Source organism: Hymenobacter sediminis, assembly GCF_003231285.1.
In the GTDB taxonomy this organism is placed as follows: Bacteria; Bacteroidota; Bacteroidia; order Cytophagales; family Hymenobacteraceae; genus Hymenobacter; species Hymenobacter sediminis.
This window is the reverse complement of record NZ_QKNS01000002.1, coordinates 166,725-189,223: the sequence shown is the minus strand read 5'-3', so window position 1 is coordinate 189,223 and position 22,499 is coordinate 166,725. Positions and strand designations below refer to the sequence as shown.

General features: G+C 57.0%; 23 protein-coding genes. 9 read left to right on the top strand and 14 right to left on the bottom strand.

From position 1 onward, the window contains the following. Positions 1–29: 29 nt before the first annotated feature. Positions 30–1,154, bottom strand: a complete 1,125-nt coding sequence (dnaN, locus tag DNI29_RS07385; protein WP_110977459.1) for a DNA polymerase III subunit beta — start codon at positions 1,152–1,154, stop codon at positions 30–32. Between the two features lie 284 nt (positions 1,155–1,438). Here dnaN and DNI29_RS07380 point away from each other — a divergent pair, with 284 nt between their 5' ends. Beyond that, positions 1,439–1,885 (top strand): BLUF domain-containing protein, encoded by a 447-nt coding sequence (locus DNI29_RS07380; protein ID WP_110977458.1) that lies wholly within the window; start codon positions 1,439–1,441, stop codon positions 1,883–1,885. A gap of 18 nt (positions 1,886–1,903) precedes the next feature. Here the strand turns inward: DNI29_RS07380 and DNI29_RS07375 are convergent, their stop codons facing one another. From DNI29_RS07375 to DNI29_RS07340, 8 genes are all read right to left on the bottom strand, one after another. After that, positions 1,904–3,613 (bottom strand): PAS domain-containing sensor histidine kinase, encoded by a 1,710-nt coding sequence (locus DNI29_RS07375; protein ID WP_110977457.1) that lies wholly within the window; start codon positions 3,611–3,613, stop codon positions 1,904–1,906. After that, on the bottom strand, positions 3,606–3,932 hold the full coding sequence (locus tag DNI29_RS07370; protein WP_110977456.1) for a circadian clock KaiB family protein: 327 nt from the start codon (positions 3,930–3,932) through the stop codon (positions 3,606–3,608). Before DNI29_RS07370 ends, DNI29_RS07375 begins: the two co-directional genes overlap by 8 nt. Positions 3,933–3,941: 9 nt before the next feature. After that, positions 3,942–4,259 (bottom strand): circadian clock KaiB family protein, encoded by a 318-nt coding sequence (locus DNI29_RS07365; protein ID WP_110977455.1) that lies wholly within the window; start codon positions 4,257–4,259, stop codon positions 3,942–3,944. Between the two features lie 41 nt (positions 4,260–4,300). Next, the gene (gene kaiC / locus DNI29_RS07360; RefSeq protein WP_238388037.1) at positions 4,301–5,968 is read right to left on the bottom strand and encodes a circadian clock protein KaiC; all 1,668 of its coding nucleotides are present in this window, start codon (positions 5,966–5,968) and stop codon (positions 4,301–4,303) included. A 287-nt stretch (positions 5,969–6,255) separates the two neighbouring features. After that, positions 6,256–7,974 carry a gliding motility-associated ABC transporter substrate-binding protein GldG gene (gene gldG / locus DNI29_RS07355; RefSeq protein WP_110977453.1) on the bottom strand — a complete coding sequence of 573 codons (1,719 nt, stop codon included), beginning with the start codon at positions 7,972–7,974 and terminating at the stop codon, positions 6,256–6,258. Between the two features lie 75 nt (positions 7,975–8,049). After that, positions 8,050–8,775, bottom strand: coding sequence for a gliding motility-associated ABC transporter permease subunit GldF (gene gldF / locus DNI29_RS07350; protein ID WP_110977452.1), 726 nt, complete (start codon positions 8,773–8,775; stop codon positions 8,050–8,052). Between the two features lie 153 nt (positions 8,776–8,928). Continuing rightward, positions 8,929–9,837: a gliding motility-associated ABC transporter ATP-binding subunit GldA gene (gene gldA, locus DNI29_RS07345; RefSeq protein ID WP_110977451.1), complete on the bottom strand. Its 909-nt coding sequence runs from the start codon at positions 9,835–9,837 to the stop codon at positions 8,929–8,931. Positions 9,838–9,946: 109 nt separating this feature from the next. Next, positions 9,947–10,639, bottom strand: a complete 693-nt coding sequence (locus DNI29_RS07340; protein WP_110977767.1) for an SDR family oxidoreductase — start codon at positions 10,637–10,639, stop codon at positions 9,947–9,949. Between the two features lie 10 nt (positions 10,640–10,649). On the opposite strand from DNI29_RS07340, the gene DNI29_RS07335 reads away from it, so the two are divergent. Then, entirely contained in the window at positions 10,650–11,429 is a 780-nt protein-coding gene (locus DNI29_RS07335; RefSeq protein WP_162303542.1) for a GIN domain-containing protein, read from the top strand. 23 nt (positions 11,430–11,452) lie between these two features. Next, positions 11,453–11,890 (top strand): hypothetical protein, encoded by a 438-nt coding sequence (locus DNI29_RS07330; RefSeq protein WP_110977449.1) that lies wholly within the window; start codon positions 11,453–11,455, stop codon positions 11,888–11,890. A gap of 131 nt (positions 11,891–12,021) precedes the next feature. Here DNI29_RS07330 and DNI29_RS07325 read toward each other — a convergent pair whose 3' ends face one another. Next, positions 12,022–12,732, bottom strand: a complete 711-nt coding sequence (locus DNI29_RS07325; RefSeq protein ID WP_110977448.1) for an SDR family oxidoreductase — start codon at positions 12,730–12,732, stop codon at positions 12,022–12,024. A 102-nt stretch (positions 12,733–12,834) separates the two neighbouring features. On the opposite strand from DNI29_RS07325, the gene DNI29_RS07320 reads away from it, so the two are divergent. Both DNI29_RS07320 and DNI29_RS07315 read left to right on the top strand, forming a co-directional pair. After that, positions 12,835–13,566, top strand: coding sequence for an MlaE family ABC transporter permease (locus DNI29_RS07320; RefSeq protein WP_110977447.1), 732 nt, complete (start codon positions 12,835–12,837; stop codon positions 13,564–13,566). Between the two features lie 66 nt (positions 13,567–13,632). Next, complete coding sequence (locus DNI29_RS07315; RefSeq protein ID WP_110977446.1) at positions 13,633–14,442, top strand: ABC transporter ATP-binding protein; 810 nt, start codon at positions 13,633–13,635, stop codon at positions 14,440–14,442. A gap of 259 nt (positions 14,443–14,701) precedes the next feature. Here DNI29_RS07315 and DNI29_RS07310 read toward each other — a convergent pair whose 3' ends face one another. The 4 genes from DNI29_RS07310 to DNI29_RS07295 all read right to left on the bottom strand — a co-directional run bounded on the left by DNI29_RS07310 (position 14,702) and on the right by DNI29_RS07295 (position 18,056). Further along, entirely contained in the window at positions 14,702–15,244 is a 543-nt protein-coding gene (locus DNI29_RS07310; protein ID WP_110977445.1) for a YfiT family bacillithiol transferase, read from the bottom strand. A 143-nt stretch (positions 15,245–15,387) separates the two neighbouring features. After that, positions 15,388–16,011, bottom strand: coding sequence for a bifunctional nuclease family protein (locus DNI29_RS07305; protein ID WP_110977444.1), 624 nt, complete (start codon positions 16,009–16,011; stop codon positions 15,388–15,390). 200 nt (positions 16,012–16,211) lie between these two features. After that, positions 16,212–17,189 (bottom strand): electron transfer flavoprotein subunit alpha/FixB family protein, encoded by a 978-nt coding sequence (locus DNI29_RS07300; RefSeq protein ID WP_110977443.1) that lies wholly within the window; start codon positions 17,187–17,189, stop codon positions 16,212–16,214. 129 nt (positions 17,190–17,318) lie between these two features. Beyond that, a complete protein-coding gene (locus DNI29_RS07295) occupies positions 17,319–18,056 on the bottom strand; it encodes an electron transfer flavoprotein subunit beta/FixA family protein (RefSeq protein WP_110977442.1) in 738 nt (245 codons plus the stop codon). Positions 18,057–18,130: 74 nt separating this feature from the next. Here DNI29_RS07295 and DNI29_RS07290 point away from each other — a divergent pair, with 74 nt between their 5' ends. From DNI29_RS07290 to DNI29_RS07275, 4 genes are all read left to right on the top strand, one after another. Beyond that, the gene (locus DNI29_RS07290; protein ID WP_110977441.1) at positions 18,131–18,472 is read left to right on the top strand and encodes a tetratricopeptide repeat protein; all 342 of its coding nucleotides are present in this window, start codon (positions 18,131–18,133) and stop codon (positions 18,470–18,472) included. A 105-nt stretch (positions 18,473–18,577) separates the two neighbouring features. Then, complete coding sequence (locus DNI29_RS07285; protein ID WP_110977440.1) at positions 18,578–19,255, top strand: response regulator; 678 nt, start codon at positions 18,578–18,580, stop codon at positions 19,253–19,255. An 82-nt stretch (positions 19,256–19,337) separates the two neighbouring features. Continuing rightward, positions 19,338–20,687: a HAMP domain-containing sensor histidine kinase gene (locus DNI29_RS07280; protein ID WP_110977439.1), complete on the top strand. Its 1,350-nt coding sequence runs from the start codon at positions 19,338–19,340 to the stop codon at positions 20,685–20,687. A 524-nt stretch (positions 20,688–21,211) separates the two neighbouring features. Further along, complete coding sequence (locus DNI29_RS07275) at positions 21,212–22,498, top strand: TolC family protein (protein WP_110977438.1); 1,287 nt, start codon at positions 21,212–21,214, stop codon at positions 22,496–22,498. The last annotated feature ends 1 nt before the right edge of the window (position 22,499 follow it).

The window sequence follows — 22,499 nt, the reverse complement described above, 5'->3', positions numbered from 1 at the left end:
ACTGCTTGGATTGTTCAGTCAAACCGGGATTAAACGTAGTTGTTCAGCATCACTGGCATTACCAGCATCAGGATGCTTTCGTTGTCGTCGGGGGTAGTAGGCATGAGCAAACCGGCACGGTTAGGCGTGCTCAACTCCAGGGTAATTTCTTCGGAGTCGATGTTACTCAGCATTTCCGTCAGGAATTTGGCGTTAAAGCCGATTTCCATGTCCTCGCCATCGTACTGGCATGCCAGTTTTTCGTTGGCTTCATTGCTGAAATCCAGGTCCTCGGCCGAAACCGTCAGCTCCGAGCCGGCCAGCCGCAGGCGTACCTGGTGGGTGGTTTTGTTGGAGTAGATGCTGATGCGCTTCACCGAATTCAGAATCTCCTGGCGGCTGATGATGAGCTTGTTAGGGTTGCTCACCGGAATTACGTTCTCGTAATCGGGGTAGCGCTCATCAATCAGACGGCACACGAGGCGCATCTGGTTGAAGCTAAAGAAGGCGTTGGAGTTGTTGAACTCCACGCGCACGGTAGTAGCCTCGGAGGGTAGGGCGCCCTTCAGCAGATTAAAGGCCTTGCGCGGAATGATGATGTTGGCCGTCTGGCCAGCGCCCACATCAGAGCGGCGGTAGCGAAGCAGGCGGTGCCCATCGGTAGCCACGAAGGTTACCTGGTTGTCGGCCAGCTGCACCAGAATACCCGTCATGGCAGGACGCAGCTCATCGGTGCTTACCGCGAAGATGGTCTTGTTGATAGCCCGCGACAATGACGAGGACGGGATTTCCAGCGGGGCCGAACCCTTTACCACCGGCACGCGGGGAAAATCAGTGGCGTTTTCGCCGGCCAGCTTGTAGCGGCCGTTACTGCTGGCAATTTCAATGGTATAAGTTTCCTCGTCCAGCGTGAAGGTCACGGGCTGGTCGGGCAGGTTTTTCAGGGTATCGAGCAGGATGCGGGCCGGGGCGGCAATGCGGCCGCTTTCGCGGGCTTCCACGGGCAGCTCGGTAATCATGCTGGTTTCCAGATCGGAGGCCGTAATCGTCAGCTTGCCGTCCTCGATTTCAAAGAGAAAGTTCTCCAGAATCGGCACCACGGGGTTGTTCGTGACCACGCCATTAATGCTCTGGAGCTGCTTGAGCAGGGCGGAAGACGAGACGATGAACTTCATATAAAGGGCGGGTTTCGGTCGGTTTTTTCGAAGATGACAAAGATAGGGAACGGCGGCGGGTTTGGAAACGGCTGCGTGCAATCAGCACGGACTTGTATAAGCTGGCCGCATTGCGCTTTCAGGCCAATTTTCGGCAGAATTCAGCACTTCATGCTCTCTTTGTAGCCCATTCTCAACCCAGTGTACAAACCCGAAGGACCAGCCTACTCAGCTATTGCCTTGTCCTTATAAAAAACTTAATTAGCCTTTGCTCCTGCTCTCTGTCCTTTCTCTTTCTTCCGTCTATGTCAGCCCAAACCCTTCACCACCTCGTGTATCAAAGCGTTGCCACTACCCCCATGACGGAGCCCGAACTGGAAGCCCTGCTCATCCAGTCGCGTGCCTGGAATGAGGCGCATGGCCTCACTGGCTTGTTGCTGTACAGCAATGGCAATATCATGCAGGTACTGGAAGGAACCCAAGAGGAAGTGCACTACATCTTCCAGCGGATTGAGCATGACCAGCGGCATTTTGGCGTAACCAAGCTTTCCGATGGCCCCATTCAGGGCCGTAACTTTTCGCAGTGGTTTATGGGCTTTCAGGTAGTCAACCCCGAGGCCTTCCGGCAGCTGGCAGGCTACCAGGACCCCGAAAACCCAGCAACACACTTAGCTACCTATTCCGAGAACGACAACCTTTCGCTTTATGGTCTGCTGTCTTCCTTTAGCCAGCAGGATGAAATTTATCGATAGACGAATACACTACGTTTTTTAACGCTTGAAGTACACAGAAAAGGTGGTACCCTCCCCTACCTGACTTTGTACCTCGATCCGGCCGCCGGCGTTTTCCACCATCTTCTTGACCATGTATAGCCCGATTCCGCTACCCTCCACGTGGTCATGAAACCGCTGGAACATGGAAAACATCTTGTGGGTGCTTTCCGCCTTCAGGCCCAAGCCATTATCCTGCACCTCCAGCAGCAGGTACTTATCCAGCTTCGTGCTGCGAATATGCACGCGGACCGGCCGCTCCGGCGAACGATACTTTAAGGCGTTGCTGAGCAGGTTATAGATGATACTGCGCAGGTTCTTTTCGGCAAAGGAGATGGTAGGGCAACTGCTTACGGTCACCTCCAGCACGCCACCCGCTTCCTGGAACAAGGGCGCCAAATCGAGGCTTACTTCTCGGATGAGGGTAGCCAGATCTACCGTAGCCACAGGCTGATCGTTTTCCTTCTGCAGCTTGGTTACTTCGGTCAGGTGCTCAATAGTACGCTTGAAGCGGTCCACTGAGTCCTGCATCATGCTCAGCAGCAGCTCCACATGCTCTCCGCAGGGGGTATCAAGCTCAGGAAGCAGAGCATGCAGCAGCCCTTCAATGTTGTTGATGGGCGCCTTCAGGTCGTGGGAGGCAGTGTAGATGAAGTTGTCCAGGTCGGCATTGACGCGGGTAAGCCGCTCGTTGTTTTCCCGCAGTTCCCGTTGGGCCCTATCAATGCGCTCCTGGGCCAGGCGGTGCTCGTGGATGTCGGTATAAGTGCCAATCCACTGAATGATTTCGCCTTGCTCATTGCGGGAGGGTAGGGCCCGCCCCAGCATCCAGCGGTAATGGCCCTGGTGGTTTTTAATCCGGCACTCCACCTCTAGCGCCGTGCCCATTGTGAGGCTGTTACGCCAGCGCGCCATAGCCATCGGCAGGTCATCGGAGTGAATTTGTGCTTTGATGTTGTTGCCGGTTGCGGAAGCCGTATCGTAACCGGTATAGTAAAACCACTGGCGGTTCAGGTACGTGTTCCGGCCCTGGGTGTCGGCCGTCCAGGCAATCTGCGGAATACCTTCCAGCATGCGGTTGGCCTCAGCGGCAGCCTGCGCAATGGCCGCTTGAGCCTGCTGCTGCTGCCGTAATTCCTGCTGCTGGCGCTCGAGCAGGCTGTTTTGCTGCTGCACCTGTGCCCGGATGTCCTTGATTTCCCGCTGAGCCGAAAGATCGGTGATGATAACGGCCAACACCGGCATGCCATCAAACTCCAGCACGTTCATTGACACTGAGAATGGCTGCAGAAGGCCTGACTTTGTTTGCAGCGGCATTTCTCCGCGGCTTTTACCTTCCCACCCTTTCTCCAGGAGGTTGTACCAATACGGCAGAAATTCCGCTGGCACGAAACTCTGAAAAGAACTACCTATTACTTCTTCCAACACCAGTCCTAGCAGCCCGGCCAGGCAAGCATTGCCGTAGAGCACCGTCGCGTCTCGGCTGAGCAGCAGTGCCCCCTCGTTCATCTGCTCAATAAGGGTGCGGTAGCCCTGATCGGCACTTTGCAGCGTGAAAATGCGGGGCCCCTCAGCACCTTGCACCGCCAATGCATCAACAGCTCCGGTACGGATGGCTGTAATCAGCTCTTCCGCCTCTAGCAGTTGCTGACGCAGTTCCTCGTTTTCACGGAGTAAGTCGGCGGCACCGGGTGGCTCTTTATCACTCATGGACGCTGTCTGGACCGGGCGGTGGCGACAGGCCCAAAGCCAGTAGCACCTTGTTGTGTTCCGAAAGGTCCCCAATCAGACGACGAGCCGGGAGGGGATGTTTTTTAATCAGCGTAGGTGCTGCAATAATCTGATCTTGCTTGGCCAGCTCCGGCTGCTGATAAATGTCAATGATCAGCAATTCGTAGCGGCTTTTCAAATGCTGTTCGCAGATAGCCTTAATGTTCTGGACCGCCCGGGTAGAGTTGGGAGTAGCTCCGGTGATATACAGATGCAGCACATAATGGGCTGCACCCTCACTTTGTTCGTCTGATTCCATCCGCGGGGCTTACTTACTCTCAGCCGGCCGGATGTCTAATCCTACCAGTACGCGCTCCTGATTCGACAGGTCGCCAATTATTTTACGTATCGGGACGGGCACTTTGCGCACCAGCGTCGGGATAGCCAAAATCTGGTCGCCGGCCGCTAGCTGCGGATGCACCAGCAAGTCAATTACTTCCAGCTTGTAGCGCCCTTTCAGGTGCTGCTCGCAATACGATTTCAGGTTAGCCAGGGCCGTAACGGACTTTACCGTCTGGCCGGCCACGTACAGGCGCAGTTCCCAGGTTTCATCTTCAGTGGCAGTAGGTGCAAGCGGGGTCTCCATACTCTAGGAACGGTGTAGGTGGTAAAGAAAGTAGTGGAGCCCTATTCGGGAGATGAGGAACCGGCGATGTTTTGCCGGTTATAGCGCAGTGCCTGCTGGCGCATTAGCTCATCGTGGTTGATTTGCCGCAGCTCCTCTTCCACTGATTCAAATTCCGTGCGCAAGTTGTTAATGGTAGCTTCCAGCACGCGCCGCTTGCGTTCCAGCTCACGGTCTTTGCGTTCCAGCTCCTGCTGGTTGGCCAGGGCTTCGGCCTGCTCTTTTATCTGCTGAGTCAGGCGGCTGGCTCCCGTAACGATGCCCGTAGGCCCAATCACTACGTCCAGTAGGCGGATTCCCTCGTCGGTAACGAGAAACTCGCGCACTTGGTTGGAATGGGCCATGCCGCGGGCTTTCAGAATGCTGATGCCCCGGTTTCGCTCCCCTACCCCCTCCAGGTCGCGCACACTCAGCCAGGTGTCTACTAAGGAAGACACGCCCTCCTCAGTCATTTCCTGCTGGATGTTGCGGCCGCTGATGAGGGAGGTGAACAGGGCCGTGATGTTGTTGACCTTTAGAAAGTCGATGAGGCGGGTGAGCATGCTGCGCACCTCGGTAATGTTGCCTACCGTAATCAGGTTGCTGATGGGGTCAATAACTACCGCTTCGGGCTGCCAGTCCCTAATAAATTTGTGCAGCGTGACGAGGTGTTTTTCGAGGCCATTGAGGGTAGGGCGCGAAGCTTCGATATGCAGCAAACCCTGCTCCTGATACTTGTTTAGATCAAGGCCGACGGAGCGCATGTTGCGCACCAGCTGCTGCGGCGACTCTTCGAAGGCAAAGAACAAGCAGCGTTTTCCTGAGCGGCAGATTTCCGCGGCAAAAGCTGCTGCCAGCGTGGTTTTGGCGGTGCCAGCCGTGCCGGTAACCAAAATACTGCTACCCTTGAAGAAGCCCCGACGCCCAAACATTTCATCTAGCGCCGGTACACCCGAAGACACAATTTCGTCGGATACCTCATGGGCCAATTTCAGGCTGGTCACGGGCAGTACCGAAATGCCCTCTTCCGTGATGAGGTAAGGGTACTCGTTGGTGCCGTGGGTGCTACCACGGTACTTCACAATGCGCAGGCGGCGGGTGGTAATCTGTTCAATTACCCGGTTATCCAGCAAAATAACGCAGTCCGAAACGTACTCTTCTAGTCCCTGCCGGGTAAGGGAGCCCTCGCCCCGCTCGGCTGTAATAATGGTAGTTACGCCTTTGTCCTTCAGCCAGCGAAATAGCCTCCGAATTTCGGAGCGCAGTATGGCCTGGTTGGGAAACCCGGAGAACAACGCTTCAATGGTATCCAGCACTACCCGCTTGGCTCCGATGAAGTCAATGGCGTAGCCCAGCCGGATAAACAGTCCTTCCAGGTCGTACTCGCCGGTTTCTTCAATTTCTGAGCGGTCGATGTGCACATGGTCGAGGCGGAGCTTGCCCTGGTCCTGCAAGGCCTGTAAGTCGAAGCCCAGGGAGGTGACGTTGGCAGCCAGCTCATCGGCAGTTTCTTCAAAAGCCATCAGTACCCCCGGCTCATCGTATTCCAGAATGCCGCGCACCAGAAACTCAACGCCCATTAGGGTTTTGCCACAGCCGGCGCTGCCGCATACCAAAGTGGGCCGCCCCTGCGGCAGGCCTCCTTCGGTAATCTCATCCAGGCCATCGATGCCCGTAGGAGTTTTAGGCAACTGAGGCCCGAGAGGAGCTGAATAAGTGGCGGCGTCTTGCATATAACACTAGCGTTTCCAACAAAGATACCCTAATAGCAGACACTTCTTCTGTACCCTCCTATCCAATGCTGGCAGCGCTTCAGGGTAAGCTCGACCCTACCGCAAAGCATCAAGACAAGCCCTTGAACAAAAGTGTCCTTCCGGATAGCGCGAGAAAATGGGAGAATGAACATTAGTCCTACCCCTAATTCTCAGCGCTATCCGGAAGGACAACTCTGTGAGCTTTCCGCAGATTATGAAAGTGCTTAAAAAGAAGCGTAACGACGCTTCCGGCGCCAAGCGCGCACCAGTCCGAACAGGCCCAGCAGTACCAGCGGAGCCGCCAGGTTTAGCAGCTGCCACTGACGGCGCTCGGCAATGGCGCGCAGCTTGTCCAGGGGGCGCAGGGTAATCTGCTTGCCACGCACGGCAATCAGGCCCGACTCGTCGAGCATGTAGTCTACGGCGTTCAGGACCAGTTCGCGGTTGGCAAACTCGGTGTTAGCGAGGCGGTCGAAGCCCAGGCGGAAGGGCCGGCCGGTTTTGGGGTCCACGTCGTTGCGCACAAAGTCGCCATCGGAAATAACCAGCACCTTGGCCGGACGGGCCTGGGGTGAGGTTGCGGGCTGGAAGCGGGTAGTACCCGGCTCGGCACGGTTGGCAAACAAGGACCGGAACTGCCCTTCCAGCAGGTAGCCCACCGGCTTAAACTGCGCAGTGTACAGCTTGGGGTTGGGCTCCAGGCGGGCGTCGTTGAGGTTAACGGGCACGGGGGCAGGTAGCACCCGGGAGTAGCGCGAGGTGAATAGCAGCGGCGTTTTGCGGATGCCCACGGCCTTCACCGTATCAATGCTGCTCACGAACTTGGTGTACACTGCATCGAGGTTACGCGTGACGGGGTGCTGACTGAAGTTGTTGATAAGGGGGTAGAACTGCCAAGGCATGGGCTCTACCTTGGGCTTGTCGCCGAGGCTACCCGTCACGAGGGGAATAACGCCGGAGTTAAGGTCCAGGAGCAGATCGGGGTTCACGCGCACACCGTATTTGAACAGCATATCCTCCAGGCCCAACTGCAGCGGAAACGAGAGCATGCCGCCCCGGTTGGCGCTGTCGAGGTTCACGCGCATGGCATCCACGAAGAACAGCGCGTTGCCGCCCTGGGTGATGAACTGATCGAGCTTGAACTTCTCGGGCTCGGAGTAAGCCGTAGCGGGCTTGGCTACAATAATGGCGCTGAGGGTTTTCAGGTCCTGAGGGCGGGCCTGGTTCAGGTTTACCCGAAATACGTCGTAGAACTGCTGCAGGGAGCCAATCAGGTCGCCGGCTTCCTGGTTCGACAATTCGCCGTGGCCTTCCAGCACTCCAATGCGCTTGCGCTGGCCGGGGTTGAGCTTACGGATGGCGCTGGCCAGCTCATACTCCAGCCCTTCTATGCTTTGGTTGAGGCGCACATCGGAGGGGGCCGCTTGGTTGCCGCGCAGCAGGAGCACCTGCTGCTCTTTGCCCCCGGCCGCCACCGTAGCCCACGGGAAAATGATTTTCTCGACCCGCTTGCCGTTTTCGTTGGCCCCGAGGTTAGTAGGGCGCAGGCCCTTCTTGAGCAACGTAGTATAGTACTCGTTGCGGGCCTTTTCGGTGCCGGCGGCCGAGGGGTCCACAAACACGTAGTGCAGATTAGCCCCGCCGTACACCTGCATTTCATTCAGAGTTTCGCGCACCGACTGCTGCAAGCGTCGAAAGGCAGGCGGGAAGTCGCCTTCCAAATACACCGTCACGGTTACGGGCTGCTTCAGGTTTTCCAGCAATTGCTTGGTAGCTCCCGCCATGGTGTAGCGCTTTTCCTCCGTCAGATCGAGCCGGAAGAAAAACAGCCCGCCCAGGAAGTTGAGCAGCAGCAGCCCGAGCACAGCCACCCCAAAACGCGTCAGGTCGCGGCGTTTGCGGGTAGTTACCGGGGTAGTAGATTCGGGAGCAGGTGAAGCCATAAAGTGGCAGATTGCAGATCAGATAAGTAGGATTCAGCGCCCGGTTTGGGACCGAATGAGGGGGTAGGGAAAGGATTACCAGTTGCGGCTTTGCAGCACCAGGCGGGTGCCCAGCAGCAGCCCCACAATCAGGCTACCGAAGTAGAGCAGGTCGCGGGAGTCGATGAGGCCCTTGCTGATGTCGCGGTAGTGCGCCGCAATGCCTAGCTGCCCAATGTAGTAAGCCGGGGCGCCATCGAACACCGAAGCCAACGAATCGAATCCTGAATACACCAGAAAGCAGCCCACCACAGCCACCAGAAAGGCAATAATCTGGTCGCGGGTAAGAGCCGAAGCAAACACGCCAATGGCGGCAAATACGGCTGCCAGCAAGGTTAGGCCTAGGTAGGAGCCCACGGTAGCCGCCGAGTCGATGTTGCCTTGGGGGTTACCCAGCTGGTACACCGAGTAGTAGTAGAGCAGCGTGGGCAACAGGGCCAACAGCGCCAGCAGCAGGCAGGCCAAGTACTTTCCGCCGATAATCTGCCCATCGGTAAGGGGGCGCGTGAGCAGCAGCTCCATAGTACCGGCCTTCTTCTCCTCGGCAAAGGTGCGCATGGTAAGAGCCGGAATCAGGAATAGAAAAATCCAGGGGGCCATATTGAACAGCGTCTGCAGATCGGCATAGCCATAGTCCAGCACCGAGCTATCAGGGAACACCCATACAAACAGCCCGGTAGCCACCAGAAACACGCCAATGACCACGTAAGCCACCGGCGAGTTAAGAAAGGAGTTAAATTCTTTGCGAAGAATAGTCAGCATTCGGGTACTAAGGTGATGCGCTGGTTAAATAATTCGTTGGTCATTCCGAGCTGGTCGAGGAATCTCGCGTGCTGATGCCTGATTAGTGTTGAAACGTCAGCACGCGAGATTCCTCGACCAGCTCGGAATGACGGCCTGTTAATTGAGGCCCATTTATCTGGTCAGTGACTGGAACACCTGCTCCAGGCTCTGTTCTTCCTGCCGCAGCCCCAGTAGCACCCAGCCTTGCTGAGCCGCCAGCCGGGAAATAGCCCCACGCTGATCGGTGCCGCCTTTGGCCTGAATGCGGTAGATGTTGCCTGCTTCTGCCTCTACCCTATTGATACCCGGCAACGCCCTCAGTGGGGCCAGGTCAATGGGTTGCTCAAACTCGGCGCGGATGATGGTTTCGCCGGCGGCGCGGGCGCCCAGCTCCGCTACCGGCGAGTCGGCCACCAGTTGCCCACGGTTAATAATGACGGCCCGGCTGCAGAGGGCCGCCACTTCGGGCAGAATGTGCGTAGAGAAAATGACCGTTTTGTCCTGGCCCAGCTCCCGAATCAGGTTGCGGATTTCGCCAATCTGGTTGGGGTCGAGACCAGTGGTCGGCTCGTCGAGGATGAGCACACCGGGGTCATGAATAAGAGCCTGCGCCAAGCCCACGCGCTGGCGGTAGCCCTTGGAGAGGGCACCAATCTGCTTGTTCTGCTCGCGGCCCAGCCCCACCCGCTCCACCATCTGCTGCACCCGCTGCCGACGCTGGCTCCCCTTCAGGCCGTGCACTGAGCCGATGAATTCCAGGTACTCGTGCACGTACATGTCCAGGTAAAGCGGGTTATGCTCCGGCAGGTAGCCCACGCGGCGGCGCACTTCCAGAGGGGCCGTCTGCACATCGAAGCCATCTACCACTACTGTGCCCGCCGAGGGGGGTAGGTAGCCAGTGGCAATCTTCATGGTCGTGGATTTTCCTGCCCCGTTCGGCCCCAGAAAGCCCAGGATTTCGCCCTTGCCCGCCGTGAAGCTGATATTGTTCACGGCCGCCTGGGTGCCGAAGGTTTTGGTAAGCTGCTGAACTTCTACCATATGGTGTAGCGCGGAGCTTCCGCTTCGCGCATCGTTGAACGGTAATCCGTGAATGAAAGTGTCTTCTTTCGTTCTGCAGAGCGCGAAGCCTATGCTTCGCGCTACTTGCTTATTTCGGTTGGGTGGGCCGCATTTGCAGCTCCGAAATCATGACGGTTTGTGGGGCCTCCAGCGCGTGAACAATGGCGGCGGCAATGTCTTCGGGTTGCATCTTGTGCGGATCGGGCTCCTGGCCGGGGGTAGCCCCGTTGAAGTTGGTTTCCACTGAGCCTGGCATTATGCAGGTTACCCGCACCCCATCGGGACGCACTTCCTTGAACAGCGCGTCGGAAAAGCCACGCACCGCATATTTGGTGGCGCAATACCCCGCCAGGTTAGCCGAGCCGGCCGTGCCGGCCAACGAAGCCACGTTGATGATGTGGCCTTCGCGCTGATTTTTCATCTGGGGCAGTGCCGCTTTCGTGCAATAGAACAACCCGTGCACGTTGGTGTCAAACATGGCGTGCCAGTCGTCGGAAGAAAAGCCATCGACAGGGCCGAAATTGCCAATCCCCGCATTATTGACTAGCACCTGAATCTCCTGGCCCAGCTCGCGCTGCGTGTTCATGAAGGCTTCCTGCACGGCAATTTCATTGCGGATGTCGCACTCGAAAAACTGGAACCGCTCATGCCGTAGGCCTTCCGGGGCAGTGCGGCCCCAACCTGCTACCACCGCTCCGCGCGCCAGCAGCGCCTCGGCCGTGGCCAGCCCAATTCCTTTGCTGACACCTGTGATAATGGCTACCTTGCCGCTTAGGTCCATAGCTGTTGTGATGTCTTGGTTTGAAAGTTGGGCGCAAGTTAGCGCCCCCTGGCGGCTTTTACGTGCCGTGGCGGCCGGAGTGGCAGTAAGCCTCACATTATCTGCCTGTCAGAAAGAAAATGAGGCCGGGTGCTTCACCAGCACGGGTAGCATCGTGACGGAGCGGCGCCCCCTACCCCCCTTCCGCGTGCTAACCACCAACGACAATGTGCGCGTGACCCTGGTGCAGGACTCGGAAACGTATGCCGAAGTGCGAGCCGGTAAAAACCTGCAGGAAGACATCCGGCTGGAGGTGCAGAATGGCCACCTGATTATCCGCAACACCAGCCGCTGCAACTGGGTGCGCCGCTACAATACTCCTCGCGAAGTAACCCTGCACACCCCGCGCCTCACCGACATGTTTTTACGTGGGCAAGCCGATATTCAAACGCAGGGCACTTTCAAGGCCGATACCCTTTTTGCCCACCTCATCGGATCCGGGGACTACCACCTGACATTGAATAGCCGTTACCTAGGCATGAGCCAGTATGAGCTAGGCGACATCTACCTCAGCGGCACCACCCAGGAACTGCACCACACCATTGGCGGCAATGGCAGCTTATATGCCCCGGACCTGACACTCCAGGACCTCTACCTCCAAACCAACGCCGATAGCAACGGGAAAAGTCACTGTGCTCCTACCCGCCTGCTTACCGGCAACCACGCCGGGGCTGGCACGGTGTACTACCGCGGCTCCCCGACTGATATCAGCCTGCGGGTGACGGGCAAGGGCAAACTGACCCGCGAGTAAACAGCCCTCCTTTTACCATTGCTATGCCGTCACCTACCTCCTGGCTGAACTATCTGCTCATCAGCCTGATGCTGCTGGGCGTTTTGCTGCTGTTCTGGCACAGCACCCTGCGGCGCAACCTAACCTACAGCTCCTTTATACTGCTGGCGCTGCTTGGAATCAACGCGGGCGTAATGTTCTACGTCCTGCATTTGACTGGAGCGAGGCTGATCCTGCTAGGAGGCGGCTTGCTGCTGATTATCACCTACGCCCTGTGGTTTCGAAGAAAGCCAGACAAAGTTCGGCTCGATTACCTGAAGCTGTGTTGGATAGTCGCGTTGGGTTTGTTCAGCATCGTGCTAGGCAGTGGTTTGCGTGAGGCTCTGCCGTATAGCAAGGGGCTGTTGGCTATCAGTTTCTGGCTAATGCTACTTGATTTCCTCTACAGCACTTATATCCGCCGGCCTACTTCAACGCATTAGGTTACAAACCATTTCTTAGGCCGGCCGGACCCCCACGGCCAGGTTTAAGCCTGCTCATGGGGTAGGCGAATATCATGCAAATGCCTTGAGCATTGACTGGCCCGACGCCTGATGCGCCGGGCCGGAACGTGCTACAAGTCGCCTAGTTGGGGCCGGATTAGCAGTTCTTCTACCACAGCTTGCGGCGAGAGGCTGTAGGTGGCAAAAATGGCTTCGGCTACGTCCTCAGATTTGATGAACCGCTCGGCGGGCAGGTCCACCCCTTCCCAGCTAGCGGTGAGGGTAGCACCCGGCAGCACGGCCGTCACCCGAATGCCAGAGGTTTTCAGCTCTTCGCGCAGGTTGCGGGTCATGCCCAGCAGAGCGTGCTTGGCAATACCGTAAGAGCCCCCATTGGGGTAGGCAGTCAGGCTGGCCGTGGAGCAGATGTTGAAGATGTGCCCTTGCCCTTGCCGGAGCAGGCCGGGTAGCAAAGCCAGGGTTACATCGTAGGCGCTCAACAAATTTACATCGAGCATCTTCCGCAGCTGAGAACCGTCCTGAGGCTCATCTTGCAGGCGGCCTGGAATGAAGGAACCCGTGTTGTTAATGAGCACGCCTACCTCTCCCAGGCTTTGCACAAACGTTGTAAAGCGGCTGGTTTCTTCGCGCTGGCTTAAATCGGCGGGCAGTGTGTGCAGTACGGCGCCCGGAACTTGCTCCGCAGCAGCAGCTTGCAGCTCCTGCAGGTCAGCCCCTGAGCGGGCGCAGGTGATGACGGGGTAGCCGGCCTGCAGAAAGCGCAACACCAGGGCCCGACCAATTCCTTTAGTGCCGCCTGTAACAACGATATTTTTTTGCATTCCTTTGATTCCTGAAACGGTTTTTACGTAAGCAAGTCAGCTCGGCATTCCGCCGGCGGCCTACCGCCGCAAGTTTCCGCTTTTCTTTTCTTTTTCCTCTTTATGGTTAAATCCTTCGGTGAATTCCTGCTCTTCCTTCAGAGCATGCTCACGCGGAAAGAACGGGCAGTTGTACTGTGGCAACGCACGCTGGATGAGTGCGTTATCATCGGCATCAACTCCATCTTCATCGTTGCCATTGTATCGGCCTTTATTGGGGCTGTAACCTGCGTTCAGATTGCGTATAACCTTACGAACCCCCTAATTCCCAAGAGCACCATCGGTTACATGGTGCGCGAAATGACGATTCTGGAGCTGGCCCCTACCATTACCAGCATTGTGCTGGCCGGTAAGGTAGGCTCCAGCATTGCGGGCGGGCTGGGCACCATGCGCATTACGGAGCAGGTATCGGCCTTGGAAGTAATGGGTATCAACTCCGCCTCTTACCTGGTGCTACCCCGCATTCTGGCCTCTATGCTGATGTTTCCGCTGCTGGTAATCTTGGCCATGGCGCTTTCCATCATTGGTGGTTACCTGGCTGGTTCCCTCACGGGCGCGCTGTCGGCCCAGGAGTACATCGAGGGCATCCGCACCGATTTTATTCCCTACAACATCGTCTTCGCCCTTATTAAGTCAGTAGTATTTGCCTTCCTGGTTTCGGCTATTTCGTCGTTTAAAGGGTTTTACACCCAGGGTGGCGCCCTGGAGGTTGGCGCGGCCAGCACCACGGCCGTGAACAACTCCATCATTGCCATTCTGGTTGCCGACTTCGCGCTGGCCGCTCTTCTTCTCTAATTCAAGAAGCCGGAAGTCAAATCCTGAAGTTCAGGGCTTGGCTTCCGGCTCTCAGCTTCTACGCAGATGATTGAAGTTCATAACGTTCAAAAATCTTTTGATGGCAACCAGGTACTCAAAGGCATTACCTGCCGCTTCGAAACGGGTAAGTGCAATTTGCTGCTTGGCGGTTCAGGCACCGGTAAATCGGTGCTGCTGCAGTGCATTGTGGGCCTGATGAAGCCTGACCTGGGCAGCATCACTTTCGATGGCACCGTGTTCACAAACAACAAGGTGAATATTCGTCAGGAAATCCGGCGCAAAATCGGGATGCTCTTCCAGGGCTCGGCTCTGTTCGACTCGATGACAGTGCACGAAAACGTGGAGTTTCCGCTGAAAATGCTCACTCCCGATATGACCCGCGAGGAGCGCCGCGACCGGGTAGAGTTTTGCCTGAAGCGCGTAGGACTGGAAAATGCTGGGACCAAAATGCCTTCGGAAATTTCTGGGGGTATGAAAAAGCGCGTGGGCATTGCCCGCGCCATTGCGCCCAACTGCACTTACCTGTTCTGCGACGAGCCCAACTCCGGCCTCGACCCACTCACCAGCATCAAGATTGACGAGCTAATCTACGAAATCACGCACGAGTACGGCATCACGACCGTGGTAGTAACCCACGATATGAACTCCGTAATTGAAATCGGGGACCACATCATCTTCCTTTACAAAGGCCAGAAACTGTGGGACGGCAACAAAGATGAAATCTTGAACGCCCAGGTGCCCGAGCTTAAGGAGTTCATCTTCAGCAGCAGCCTCGTGCGCGCCGCCAAGAAAGTGGACGACGAAACCGAAGGCGGCCTGGCCGCCGCCACTACCGACGAAGCCATCAACATCTAGTAAGTTGCCGGTTGTGAGCTGCCAGTTAGGCAGGGGTAGCCTGCGCGGGGCGAACTATCAATAGAACCCCTACCTCTTATAATACTTCAAAGCCTCAGCGGGGCGACACCTACCCTTTAACAGGTTCGTGTTGCCCCGCTGAGGCTTTGTAATGTTATCAGCAGATAGATCGGCCCTACAGGATTTTGTGCAACTGAAGGGGTAGGCTAGCTCCCCCGGTTTCCTGATAATTGGCAACTCGCAACCGGCAACTCACAGCTTACCATTGCTCCCGTTTGCGCAGCTCCGTGATGTGGGCCAGGTGGTGACGGCCGTGCCAGGCGTAGAGTACCAAGGCTTGGTCGAGGGTGAACTTACGCTTGCTTTCGGGGTGGAAAAAGGTGCGCTGCCACTGCTCGTCGGTGAGGTTGCGCAGCAGTTTCACCCACCGGATATGCAGCGCCTCAAGCAAAGCCAACGACACAGCCACGGGCGTAGCCTCAATGTCGGGCAGCTCTGCCCAGGCGTGCTCATCGTAGGGCCGAATGGTGGGGTTATCCTCCGTCAGGGCCAAACGGAAGCGGGTGTAGCTGTTCATGTGCGAGTCGGGCAGGTGATGGATAACCTGGCGCAATGTCCAGCCCTCAGGGCGGTAGGGCGTGTTCAATTGCTCGGGGCTCAGGCCCAGCACCGATGACCTTACCAGATCAGGGAGGGTAGCAATCTGGGCCATGTAGGCGGTGCGGGCGCCGCGGTCCAGGGGTTCATCGGGCAGTACGGGGCGGCCAATGGGGTAGCGCAGGTCGGGGGCAGCAGTACTCATAACTTGGAGGAAAGAGAGGATACAAGGAAGTTGCAAGGTACGCCTACCCCCTCTATTGCCAGCAAAGACACGGTTGGCAGACGCGGGAAAACAAAAATGGCTTCCTGAGCAGGAAGCCATTTTCTGGAAGTGCAAGGGTAGTATTAGCCGTTGCGCTTGTTTAGTTCGTCGCGAATTTTGGCGGCCTTCTCGTAGTCTTCACGTTCGAGGGCCTGGGCCAGCATTTTGGTCAGCTCATCCAACGAAACCTGTCCGCTGGGTTCGCGCGGCTCTGCCGGCTTGGGCGCCGGCTGGTCGTTGTCCTCGTCTTCGTCGTCATCGGTGTCGTCATCGTCCTCATCGGCGTTTTCGTCGAGGTCCGAAAGAATGATACCGGCTTCGCTCAGTACGCTTTCCACCGTGAAGATGGGCACTCCGAAGCGCAAGCCAATGGCAATAGCATCAGAAGGGCGGGCGTCGAGTTCGAAGGTGCTGGCGCCATCAGAGCATACAATTTTGGAATAGAATACGCCTTCCTTCAGATCCGAAATCAGTACTTCCAGCACGGCCACATGCATCTGCTCCGCAAAGGACTTAAACAGGTCGTGGGTAAGCGGCCGGTTCGGGCTAATCTTCTCTATCTGGATGGCGATACTCTGCGCCTCAAACATACCAATGATGATTGGTAAGCGCCGGTTGCCGGTCTTTTCGCCCAGAATCAGGGCAAAGGAGCCCGACTGCGACTGGCTGGACGAGAGGCCCAGAATTTCGAGCGGTATCTTTTTCAAAGGAACTAAAGGACTTAGGGTCTTACGATCGGGAGGGGTAGCACCTGACCGCATGAATGGGTTAGGAAGGCAGTGGAATCGGATGCAAAAGAAACCAATGCCAGCGTATCCGTCTGCATACGGTCAAAAAAGACTTAGGGTCTCAGGAAATTTTCGTCGGCCGCGGCCGAGTCGTTTCCTGAGACCCTACATCCTAAGTTCTAGCTGAGTTCTTTAACTGCTTGGGTCAGCTTGGGCAGCACATCAAATACGTCGCCCACAATGCCGTAATCAGCAGCCTTGAAGAAGGGAGCCTCCGGATCTTTGTTAATGACCACAATCACCTTCGAGGAGTTCACGCCAGCCAGGTGCTGGATAGCGCCCGAAATACCGCAGGCAATGTAGAGGTTCGGCGAAACGGTGATGCCCGTCTGGCCTACGTGCTCGTGGTGAGGGCGCCAGTCTACGTCCGATACAGGCTTGGAGCAGGCCGTAGCCGCGCCCAGGGCCTGAGCTAGGTCCTCGATGAGGTTCCAGTTTTCAGGACCTTTCATGCCACGGCCACCCGATACTACCTTGTCGGCCTCGGGCAGCAGAATACCGCCCGCCTGATCCTGCATTACTACCTGCTTGGGAGCGTCAGCAAAGTCAGCGTCGGTCAGCTGGGCCGAGAATGATACCACCTCGGCGGTTTTGCCGGCCTCGTGCAGCGCCTCAATAGAGTTCTTTTTAACGGCAATGATTTTCCGCTCGCCGTCCAGCTTCACGTCGGCAAAAGCCTTGCCCGAGAAAGCGCCACGCTTCACCGTGAAGGAACCGCCTTCCGTTTTGGGCAGCTCTACCACGTTGGTAGCCAAGCTGGCCTGCAGGCGCACCGACAGGCGCGAACCTACGGCGGCGCCAATGTTGGAGTTAGCCAGCACAATTACCTTGGCGTCTTCCTGCTGAGCAGCCGCAGCAATCAGCTTGGTGTAGGCACCGTTCACGAAATCTTTCAGACGGGGCTCATTGTCGTAGAGCACTTTGGCAATGCCCTGCTCACCCAGCTTGGCCAGGTTGGCTTCGGTAGCCTCGCCCACAGCCACAGCCGTAGCCGACGTGCCGAGCAGTTGCGCTACCTGGCTGCCGTAGGAAGCTACTTCCAGCGAGGATTTTTTCACCTCGCCACCATCACATTCAACAACTATTAATACAGACATTTCTTCTTTTAGAACTTAGAGGTGAGAGCGTAGAGCTTAGAGTATTTCACGTTGAGAACAAATAGCGTAGCACTGCCATTCCATTGGTAAGCGGCTAAGCGTTGAGTTCTAGTGCCTAAGCTCTCCAGACTAGATAACCTTGGCTTCGTTGCGGAGCAGCTTGATCAGCTCGCCGGCGTTTTCGGCCGGAATGAGCTTCACACCTTGCTTGGCGGGGGGCAGCGCGTAAGCAGCTACCTCCGTGCGGGCACCTTCGCCGGTGGGCTCTACCACTTTCAGGGGTTTGGTGCGGGCCGTCATAATACCGCGCATGTTCGGGATGCGGGGCTCACACATGGGCTGCTGGCACGAAGCCACGAAGGGCGTGCTTACTTCCACGATTTCCTTGCCGCCCTCAATTTCACGCTCCAGGGTAGCAGTGTTGCCGCTCATGTCCAGTTTCATAGCCGGGGCTACCGTCGGGATGCCGAGCAACTCGCCTACCATGCCGTGCACCTGGAAACCGTTGTAGTCGATGCTCTCCTTGCCCATCAGAATCACGTCGTAGCCGCCATCTTTAGCAATGGCTGCAATCTGCTGCGCCACGAAGAAAGCATCCTTCGGGAAGGCGTTAACCCGGATGGCATCATCGGCGCCAATGGCCAAAGCCTTGCGGATGTTGGGTTCGGTATCGGCCTCGCCTACGTTCAGCACCGTCACGGTACCGCCCTGGGCTTCCTTTAATTCGATGGCGCGAGTGAGTGCATACTCATCCCAAGGATTAATCACGAACTGAACACCTGCCTTGTTAAACTCCTTATTATCAGGAGTAAAGGTGATTTTAGTGGTCGTGTCGGGCACGTTACTTATGCAAACGAGAAACTTCATCTACGGCTACTTATATGAGAAGAACACGGGGAAAGTCCCAAATTTGGGGCGAAGATACTTAAATATGCCGCCCCATGGAAACGACACCAAGCCGCTTACAGCAACTCCTAGCCTTCTACCAGGATGATCCAACGGATCCGTTCACGATTTACGCCTTAGCCACCGAATACCGGACCACGGAACCGCTGCGGGCCATGGAGTACTACCAAAAGCTGCTGGATGAGCATCCGGAGTACGTGGGTACGTACTACCACGCCGGTAAGATGCTGCAGCAGCTTGAAAAGCCCGAAGAAGCTGAAAAGGTTTACCGCACCGGCCTTACCGTAGCCCGCCGAGCTGGCCAGCTGCATGCCGCCAGCGAGATTCAGCAGGCTCTCAACCAGTTACTCGGCCTCGACTACGAGGATGAAGACTAAGATGGGGGTAGTACGATAAAAGTACTACCCCTTCTTTTCGGGCTAACCTCGGCTAAGTAATTAATCACCCGCCTCGCACTGCTTACTCTTGCGTCACTTTCGGTTATGAAAATATTGCTGGTAGAAGATGAGCCGAAGGTGTCCGCATTTATTCGGCGTGGGCTGGAGGAAGAAGGCTTTGAGGTAGAAGTAGCCTACGATGGGCGCTTTGGCCGACAACTCGCCCTGGCTCACGCCTACGACCTGATTATTCTGGACGTTATTCTACCCTACTTCAGCGGCCTGGAAGTACTGGAAGCCCTTCGGGCTCAGGACCAGGAAACGCCGGTGCTCATGCTCACAGCCCTTGGCACCACCCAAGATAAGCTTCTGGGCTTTGGCAGCGGGGCCGATGACTACCTAGTTAAGCCCTTCGATTTTCCGGAGCTGGTGGCTCGGGTGCGCGCCCTCACCCGCCGCCGGGGCCAACAGACCAAAGGGGCCGTGCTTTCGTTCGAAGACCTAACCCTGGATACCGCCGCCAAAACCGTAACCCGCGCTGGTCAGCCTGTGAAGCTTACGGCCCGGGAGTTTGGCCTGCTGGAGCTGCTGATGCGCCACCCAGGCCGGGTACTTAGCCGCGCCGAGCTGGCCGCTGATGTATGGGAAGACTCCTTTGATGCTGGCTCCAACGTGGTAGACGTGTACATCAACTACCTGCGCAACAAGGTGGACAAGGCCTTCCCGCAGAAACTGATTCATACCGTAGTCGGGATGGGCTACGTGCTACGGGTGCAAGAGTGAACTTGTGGAAGGTGAAGTTGTGAGCCGGATACTCTACTTCGCCTAAAAGCCTTTTATTATTTCACTCACCACTTCATTATACATGACCATCCGCAACCGTCTGACGTGGCTTTTTCTGGGGCTGGTGGCCGTGATTTTGCTCGCGGCCATGACGACGGTGTACATTCTGCAGACCGACTACACCCACGAGGAATTCCGGCAGCGCCTACGCGACCGGGCCGAGGTGACAGGCTACGTATTTCTGGAGCAGGACGAGCTGCGGGCCGAAGCGTTCCGCGACTTCCAGCGCCGCTATATGCGTACCCTCACGGAGGAAGTACTGCAGATTTATGACAGCAACCTGCAGCCCCGCTTTATTGAGCAGGACGTGCGGGTGCGAATTTCGGACCGCATTCTGGCCCGGATTCTACTGGAAAAGGAGGTGTACTTCGAGATTGGGTCGCGCCAGGCCGTAGGTATTTTCTACAGCGACAACCAGGGCAAGTTCATTATTGTGGCGGCCGCTCAAAATCGCTCAGGGGCAGCCCGCCTGGAATATCTGGGCCTGATTCTGGTCTGCATTTTTGTGGGAAGCTTGGTGCTGATTTATGTGGCAGGGCGCGTATTTGCTGGCAAAGCCCTGGCGCCCATTGCCGCCGTGAACGACCAGGTGGACCGCATTACGGCTCAGGACCTGCACCTGCGCGTAAACGAAGGCATCAGCCACGAGCAGGACGAAATAACCCGCCTAGCCCGCACCTTCAACCGCATGCTGGAGCGCCTGGAAGATGGCTTCGAAACCCAGCGCACCTTCGTCAGCCATGCCTCCCATGAGCTACGCACGCCCCTCACGGCCACCATCGGCGAGCTGCAGGTGCTGCTGAACCGGGAGCGGGACCCGGCGGCCTACCGCGAGGGGGTAGCCTCGGTGCTGCACGAGCTGCAACAGCTCAAGCTCCTGATCAATAACCTCCTGGAGCTAACCCAAACCAACCCCGGCGCTACCGACGACGTTCGGCTGGATGAGTTGCTGTGGGAGGCCCGCGAAGCTGTTGCGCCCGCCCAGCGGCCCCGCCTGCACATTACGTTGGGCAACCTACCCGAGGAGGCGGAGCAGTTGGAAATCAGGGGTAACCGCCAGCTACTCAGCCGGGCCCTGACCAATCTGCTGGATAACGCCTTGAAATACTCTGCCCCCGAGCAACCTGTAGAAGTACGCCTGGATTATGATGAAGGCCGCCGCCTCATACAGGTGCAAGACCATGGCATTGGCATCAGCGACAAAGCGCTACCCCATATTTTTCAGCCTTTCTTCCGCGCCGATAATGCCCGCGACGTGGTAGGTCACGGCGTTGGGCTGCCGCTGGCCCGCAAAATTATTCAGCTGCACGGCGGTCAGCTACACATTTCCTCTCAGTTGGGGCAAGGCACCTTGGCCAAGGTTATCTTATAAATAAGTACCCGTACCCCCTTAGGGGTTCAAGCAGTAAGCAGGGGTAGGCAGAAGTGGTACCGGGACTTCTCGGTGGATTTATGAGCCGTAGCAAAGGCTATGTATGATGTATTGGTAAGAAACTCATCTTTCTAATGCGTTTCTAATGGGGCTCTAACCGGGCTCTAATAGCAAGGACGTAGGCTTGCAGAATACCCTGCCTACTTGCAGTATCGGCAGGTTCATTGTCGGGCGGCAGAAGCCATTTGGCAAACGCTCGCAGCAACTTACTCTACCATGCCCTGCCCTACCCCTACTACTTGCCACTGGATGTACCTGGCTATGACTACCTCTGTGCGCGAACTGCAACTACCGGCGGCATCTGGCCCAAACTCGCGACCCAGCCGGACCACAGACAGAGGACGCTCGGGGCCGCAACGGGCTTTTTTAGAGAAATATTTCTGCTCTAATCCGTTTCTAATCTACCTCTAATTCAGGCCTAATATGGGGGGCGTACTCTTGCATATCCTTACCCCTCACCGGATATGCAACGTCCTTTTTTCCTGCTGCTGGCCGCCTGGCTGCTCAGCTTTTCCGCTCATACCACTTCGGCCGCCCCGCTTGGCGCCGATACGGTACGCCTAACGCTTTCGGAAGCCGAACAGCGCTTCGTCAGTAACAACCTAAGCTTGCTGGCTCAGCGCTACAACGTATCGGCAGCGGAAGCCCAGATTACCCAGGCCCGCCTCTGGGACAACCCTACCATTTCGCTGGAGCAGAACGCCTATAACCAGTACACACGCAAGGTGCTGGATGTGACAAAAACCGGCAACTCCATTGTGCAGGTAGAGCAGCTGTTTGCCCTGGCTGGTCGCCGCAAAGCGGCTACCAACGCGGCCCGGCAGAATGCGCTGGTAGAGCAGTTTACCTTCGAGGACATGCTGCGCACCCTGCGCTTTCAGCTGCGCACCACGTTCTACGACCTCTACTTCAAGCAGCAGAGCGTGGGCGTGTACGATATGGAAGTAGCCAGCTTTCAGCGCACCGTAAACTTATACCAGGGCCAGTACCAGCGCGGCAATATTGCATTAAAGGAAGTAGTCCGGCTGAAGGCGTTTCTGTTTCAGTTGCGCAACGAGCGCCAGGCCCTGCTCAGCGACATTGCCGCTGAGCAAACCGATTTGCGCACGCTGATGCGCGACACCACCGGCACCTACTACCTGCCCACCGCCGACCCTAACCGACTCCGCGCCCTAAACCTGAGTGGCCGCACCGAGCAGCAGCTGGTTGACTCAGCCCAGACCAACCGCGCCGACCTGAAGGCCCGCCAGGCCGCCGTGCAGGCACAAGCCCAGAACCTGCGGCTGCAGCGGACCCTAGCTACCCCCGACCTGGCCGTGGGCTACACCTACGACCGCGCCGGCAACTACATCCAGAACTATAACGCCGTCACGCTGGGCATTGCCGTGCCCATTTTCAACCGCAACCAAGGCAACATTCGCACGGCCCAGAACCAGGTGGAAGTCAGCAAGGCACTACTGGGCCAGCAGCGGCTACAGGTGCAAAACGACGTGCAGGAAGCCTGGCGCCTGGCTGGCCAGACGGATGCGCTTTACCAAAGCACCGACCACGGCACCTCCGACTTCGACCGCCTGATGCAAGGCATTGATGAAAGCTACGCCAAGCGCAACCTCACGGTAGTGGAGTTCCTGGATTTCTACGAGAGCTACAAAAACAACCTCGTGCAGCTCAACAGCCTTCGGGCCAGCCGCTTGCGCGCCTTTGAGCAGCTCAATTACGCTGTAGGCCGCCCGGTGTTCAACGCCGAATAGG

Bases quoted from the DNA above. Each gene is read 5' to 3' on its own strand.
- DNI29_RS07375 (WP_110977457.1), bottom strand. From the start codon at position 3,613: ATGAGTGATAAAGAGCCACCCGGTGCCGCCGACTTACTCCGTGAAAAC.
- DNI29_RS07325 (WP_110977448.1), bottom strand. From the start codon at position 12,732: ATGCAAAAAAATATCGTTGTTACAGGCGGCACTAAAGGAATTGGTCGG.
- DNI29_RS07275 (WP_110977438.1), top strand. From the start codon at position 21,212: ATGCAACGTCCTTTTTTCCTGCTGCTGGCCGCCTGGCTGCTCAGCTTT.
- DNI29_RS07285 (WP_110977440.1), top strand. From the start codon at position 18,578: ATGAAAATATTGCTGGTAGAAGATGAGCCGAAGGTGTCCGCATTTATT.
- DNI29_RS07335 (WP_162303542.1), top strand. From the start codon at position 10,650: ATGTCTTGGTTTGAAAGTTGGGCGCAAGTTAGCGCCCCCTGGCGGCTT.
- gldA (WP_110977451.1), bottom strand. From the start codon at position 9,837: ATGGTAGAAGTTCAGCAGCTTACCAAAACCTTCGGCACCCAGGCGGCC.
- DNI29_RS07315 (WP_110977446.1), top strand. From the start codon at position 13,633: ATGATTGAAGTTCATAACGTTCAAAAATCTTTTGATGGCAACCAGGTA.
- DNI29_RS07380 (WP_110977458.1), top strand. From the start codon at position 1,439: ATGTCAGCCCAAACCCTTCACCACCTCGTGTATCAAAGCGTTGCCACT.
- DNI29_RS07365 (WP_110977455.1), bottom strand. From the start codon at position 4,259: ATGGAGACCCCGCTTGCACCTACTGCCACTGAAGATGAAACCTGGGAA.
- dnaN (WP_110977459.1), bottom strand. From the start codon at position 1,154: ATGAAGTTCATCGTCTCGTCTTCCGCCCTGCTCAAGCAGCTCCAGAGC.
- DNI29_RS07310 (WP_110977445.1), bottom strand. From the start codon at position 15,244: ATGAGTACTGCTGCCCCCGACCTGCGCTACCCCATTGGCCGCCCCGTA.
- DNI29_RS07320 (WP_110977447.1), top strand. From the start codon at position 12,835: ATGGTTAAATCCTTCGGTGAATTCCTGCTCTTCCTTCAGAGCATGCTC.
- DNI29_RS07290 (WP_110977441.1), top strand. From the start codon at position 18,131: ATGGAAACGACACCAAGCCGCTTACAGCAACTCCTAGCCTTCTACCAG.
- gldF (WP_110977452.1), bottom strand. From the start codon at position 8,775: ATGCTGACTATTCTTCGCAAAGAATTTAACTCCTTTCTTAACTCGCCG.
- DNI29_RS07295 (WP_110977442.1), bottom strand. From the start codon at position 18,056: ATGAAGTTTCTCGTTTGCATAAGTAACGTGCCCGACACGACCACTAAA.
- DNI29_RS07280 (WP_110977439.1), top strand. From the start codon at position 19,338: ATGACCATCCGCAACCGTCTGACGTGGCTTTTTCTGGGGCTGGTGGCC.
- DNI29_RS07330 (WP_110977449.1), top strand. From the start codon at position 11,453: ATGCCGTCACCTACCTCCTGGCTGAACTATCTGCTCATCAGCCTGATG.
- DNI29_RS07300 (WP_110977443.1), bottom strand. From the start codon at position 17,189: ATGTCTGTATTAATAGTTGTTGAATGTGATGGTGGCGAGGTGAAAAAA.
- DNI29_RS07340 (WP_110977767.1), bottom strand. From the start codon at position 10,639: ATGGACCTAAGCGGCAAGGTAGCCATTATCACAGGTGTCAGCAAAGGA.
- gldG (WP_110977453.1), bottom strand. From the start codon at position 7,974: ATGGCTTCACCTGCTCCCGAATCTACTACCCCGGTAACTACCCGCAAA.
- DNI29_RS07370 (WP_110977456.1), bottom strand. From the start codon at position 3,932: ATGGAATCAGACGAACAAAGTGAGGGTGCAGCCCATTATGTGCTGCAT.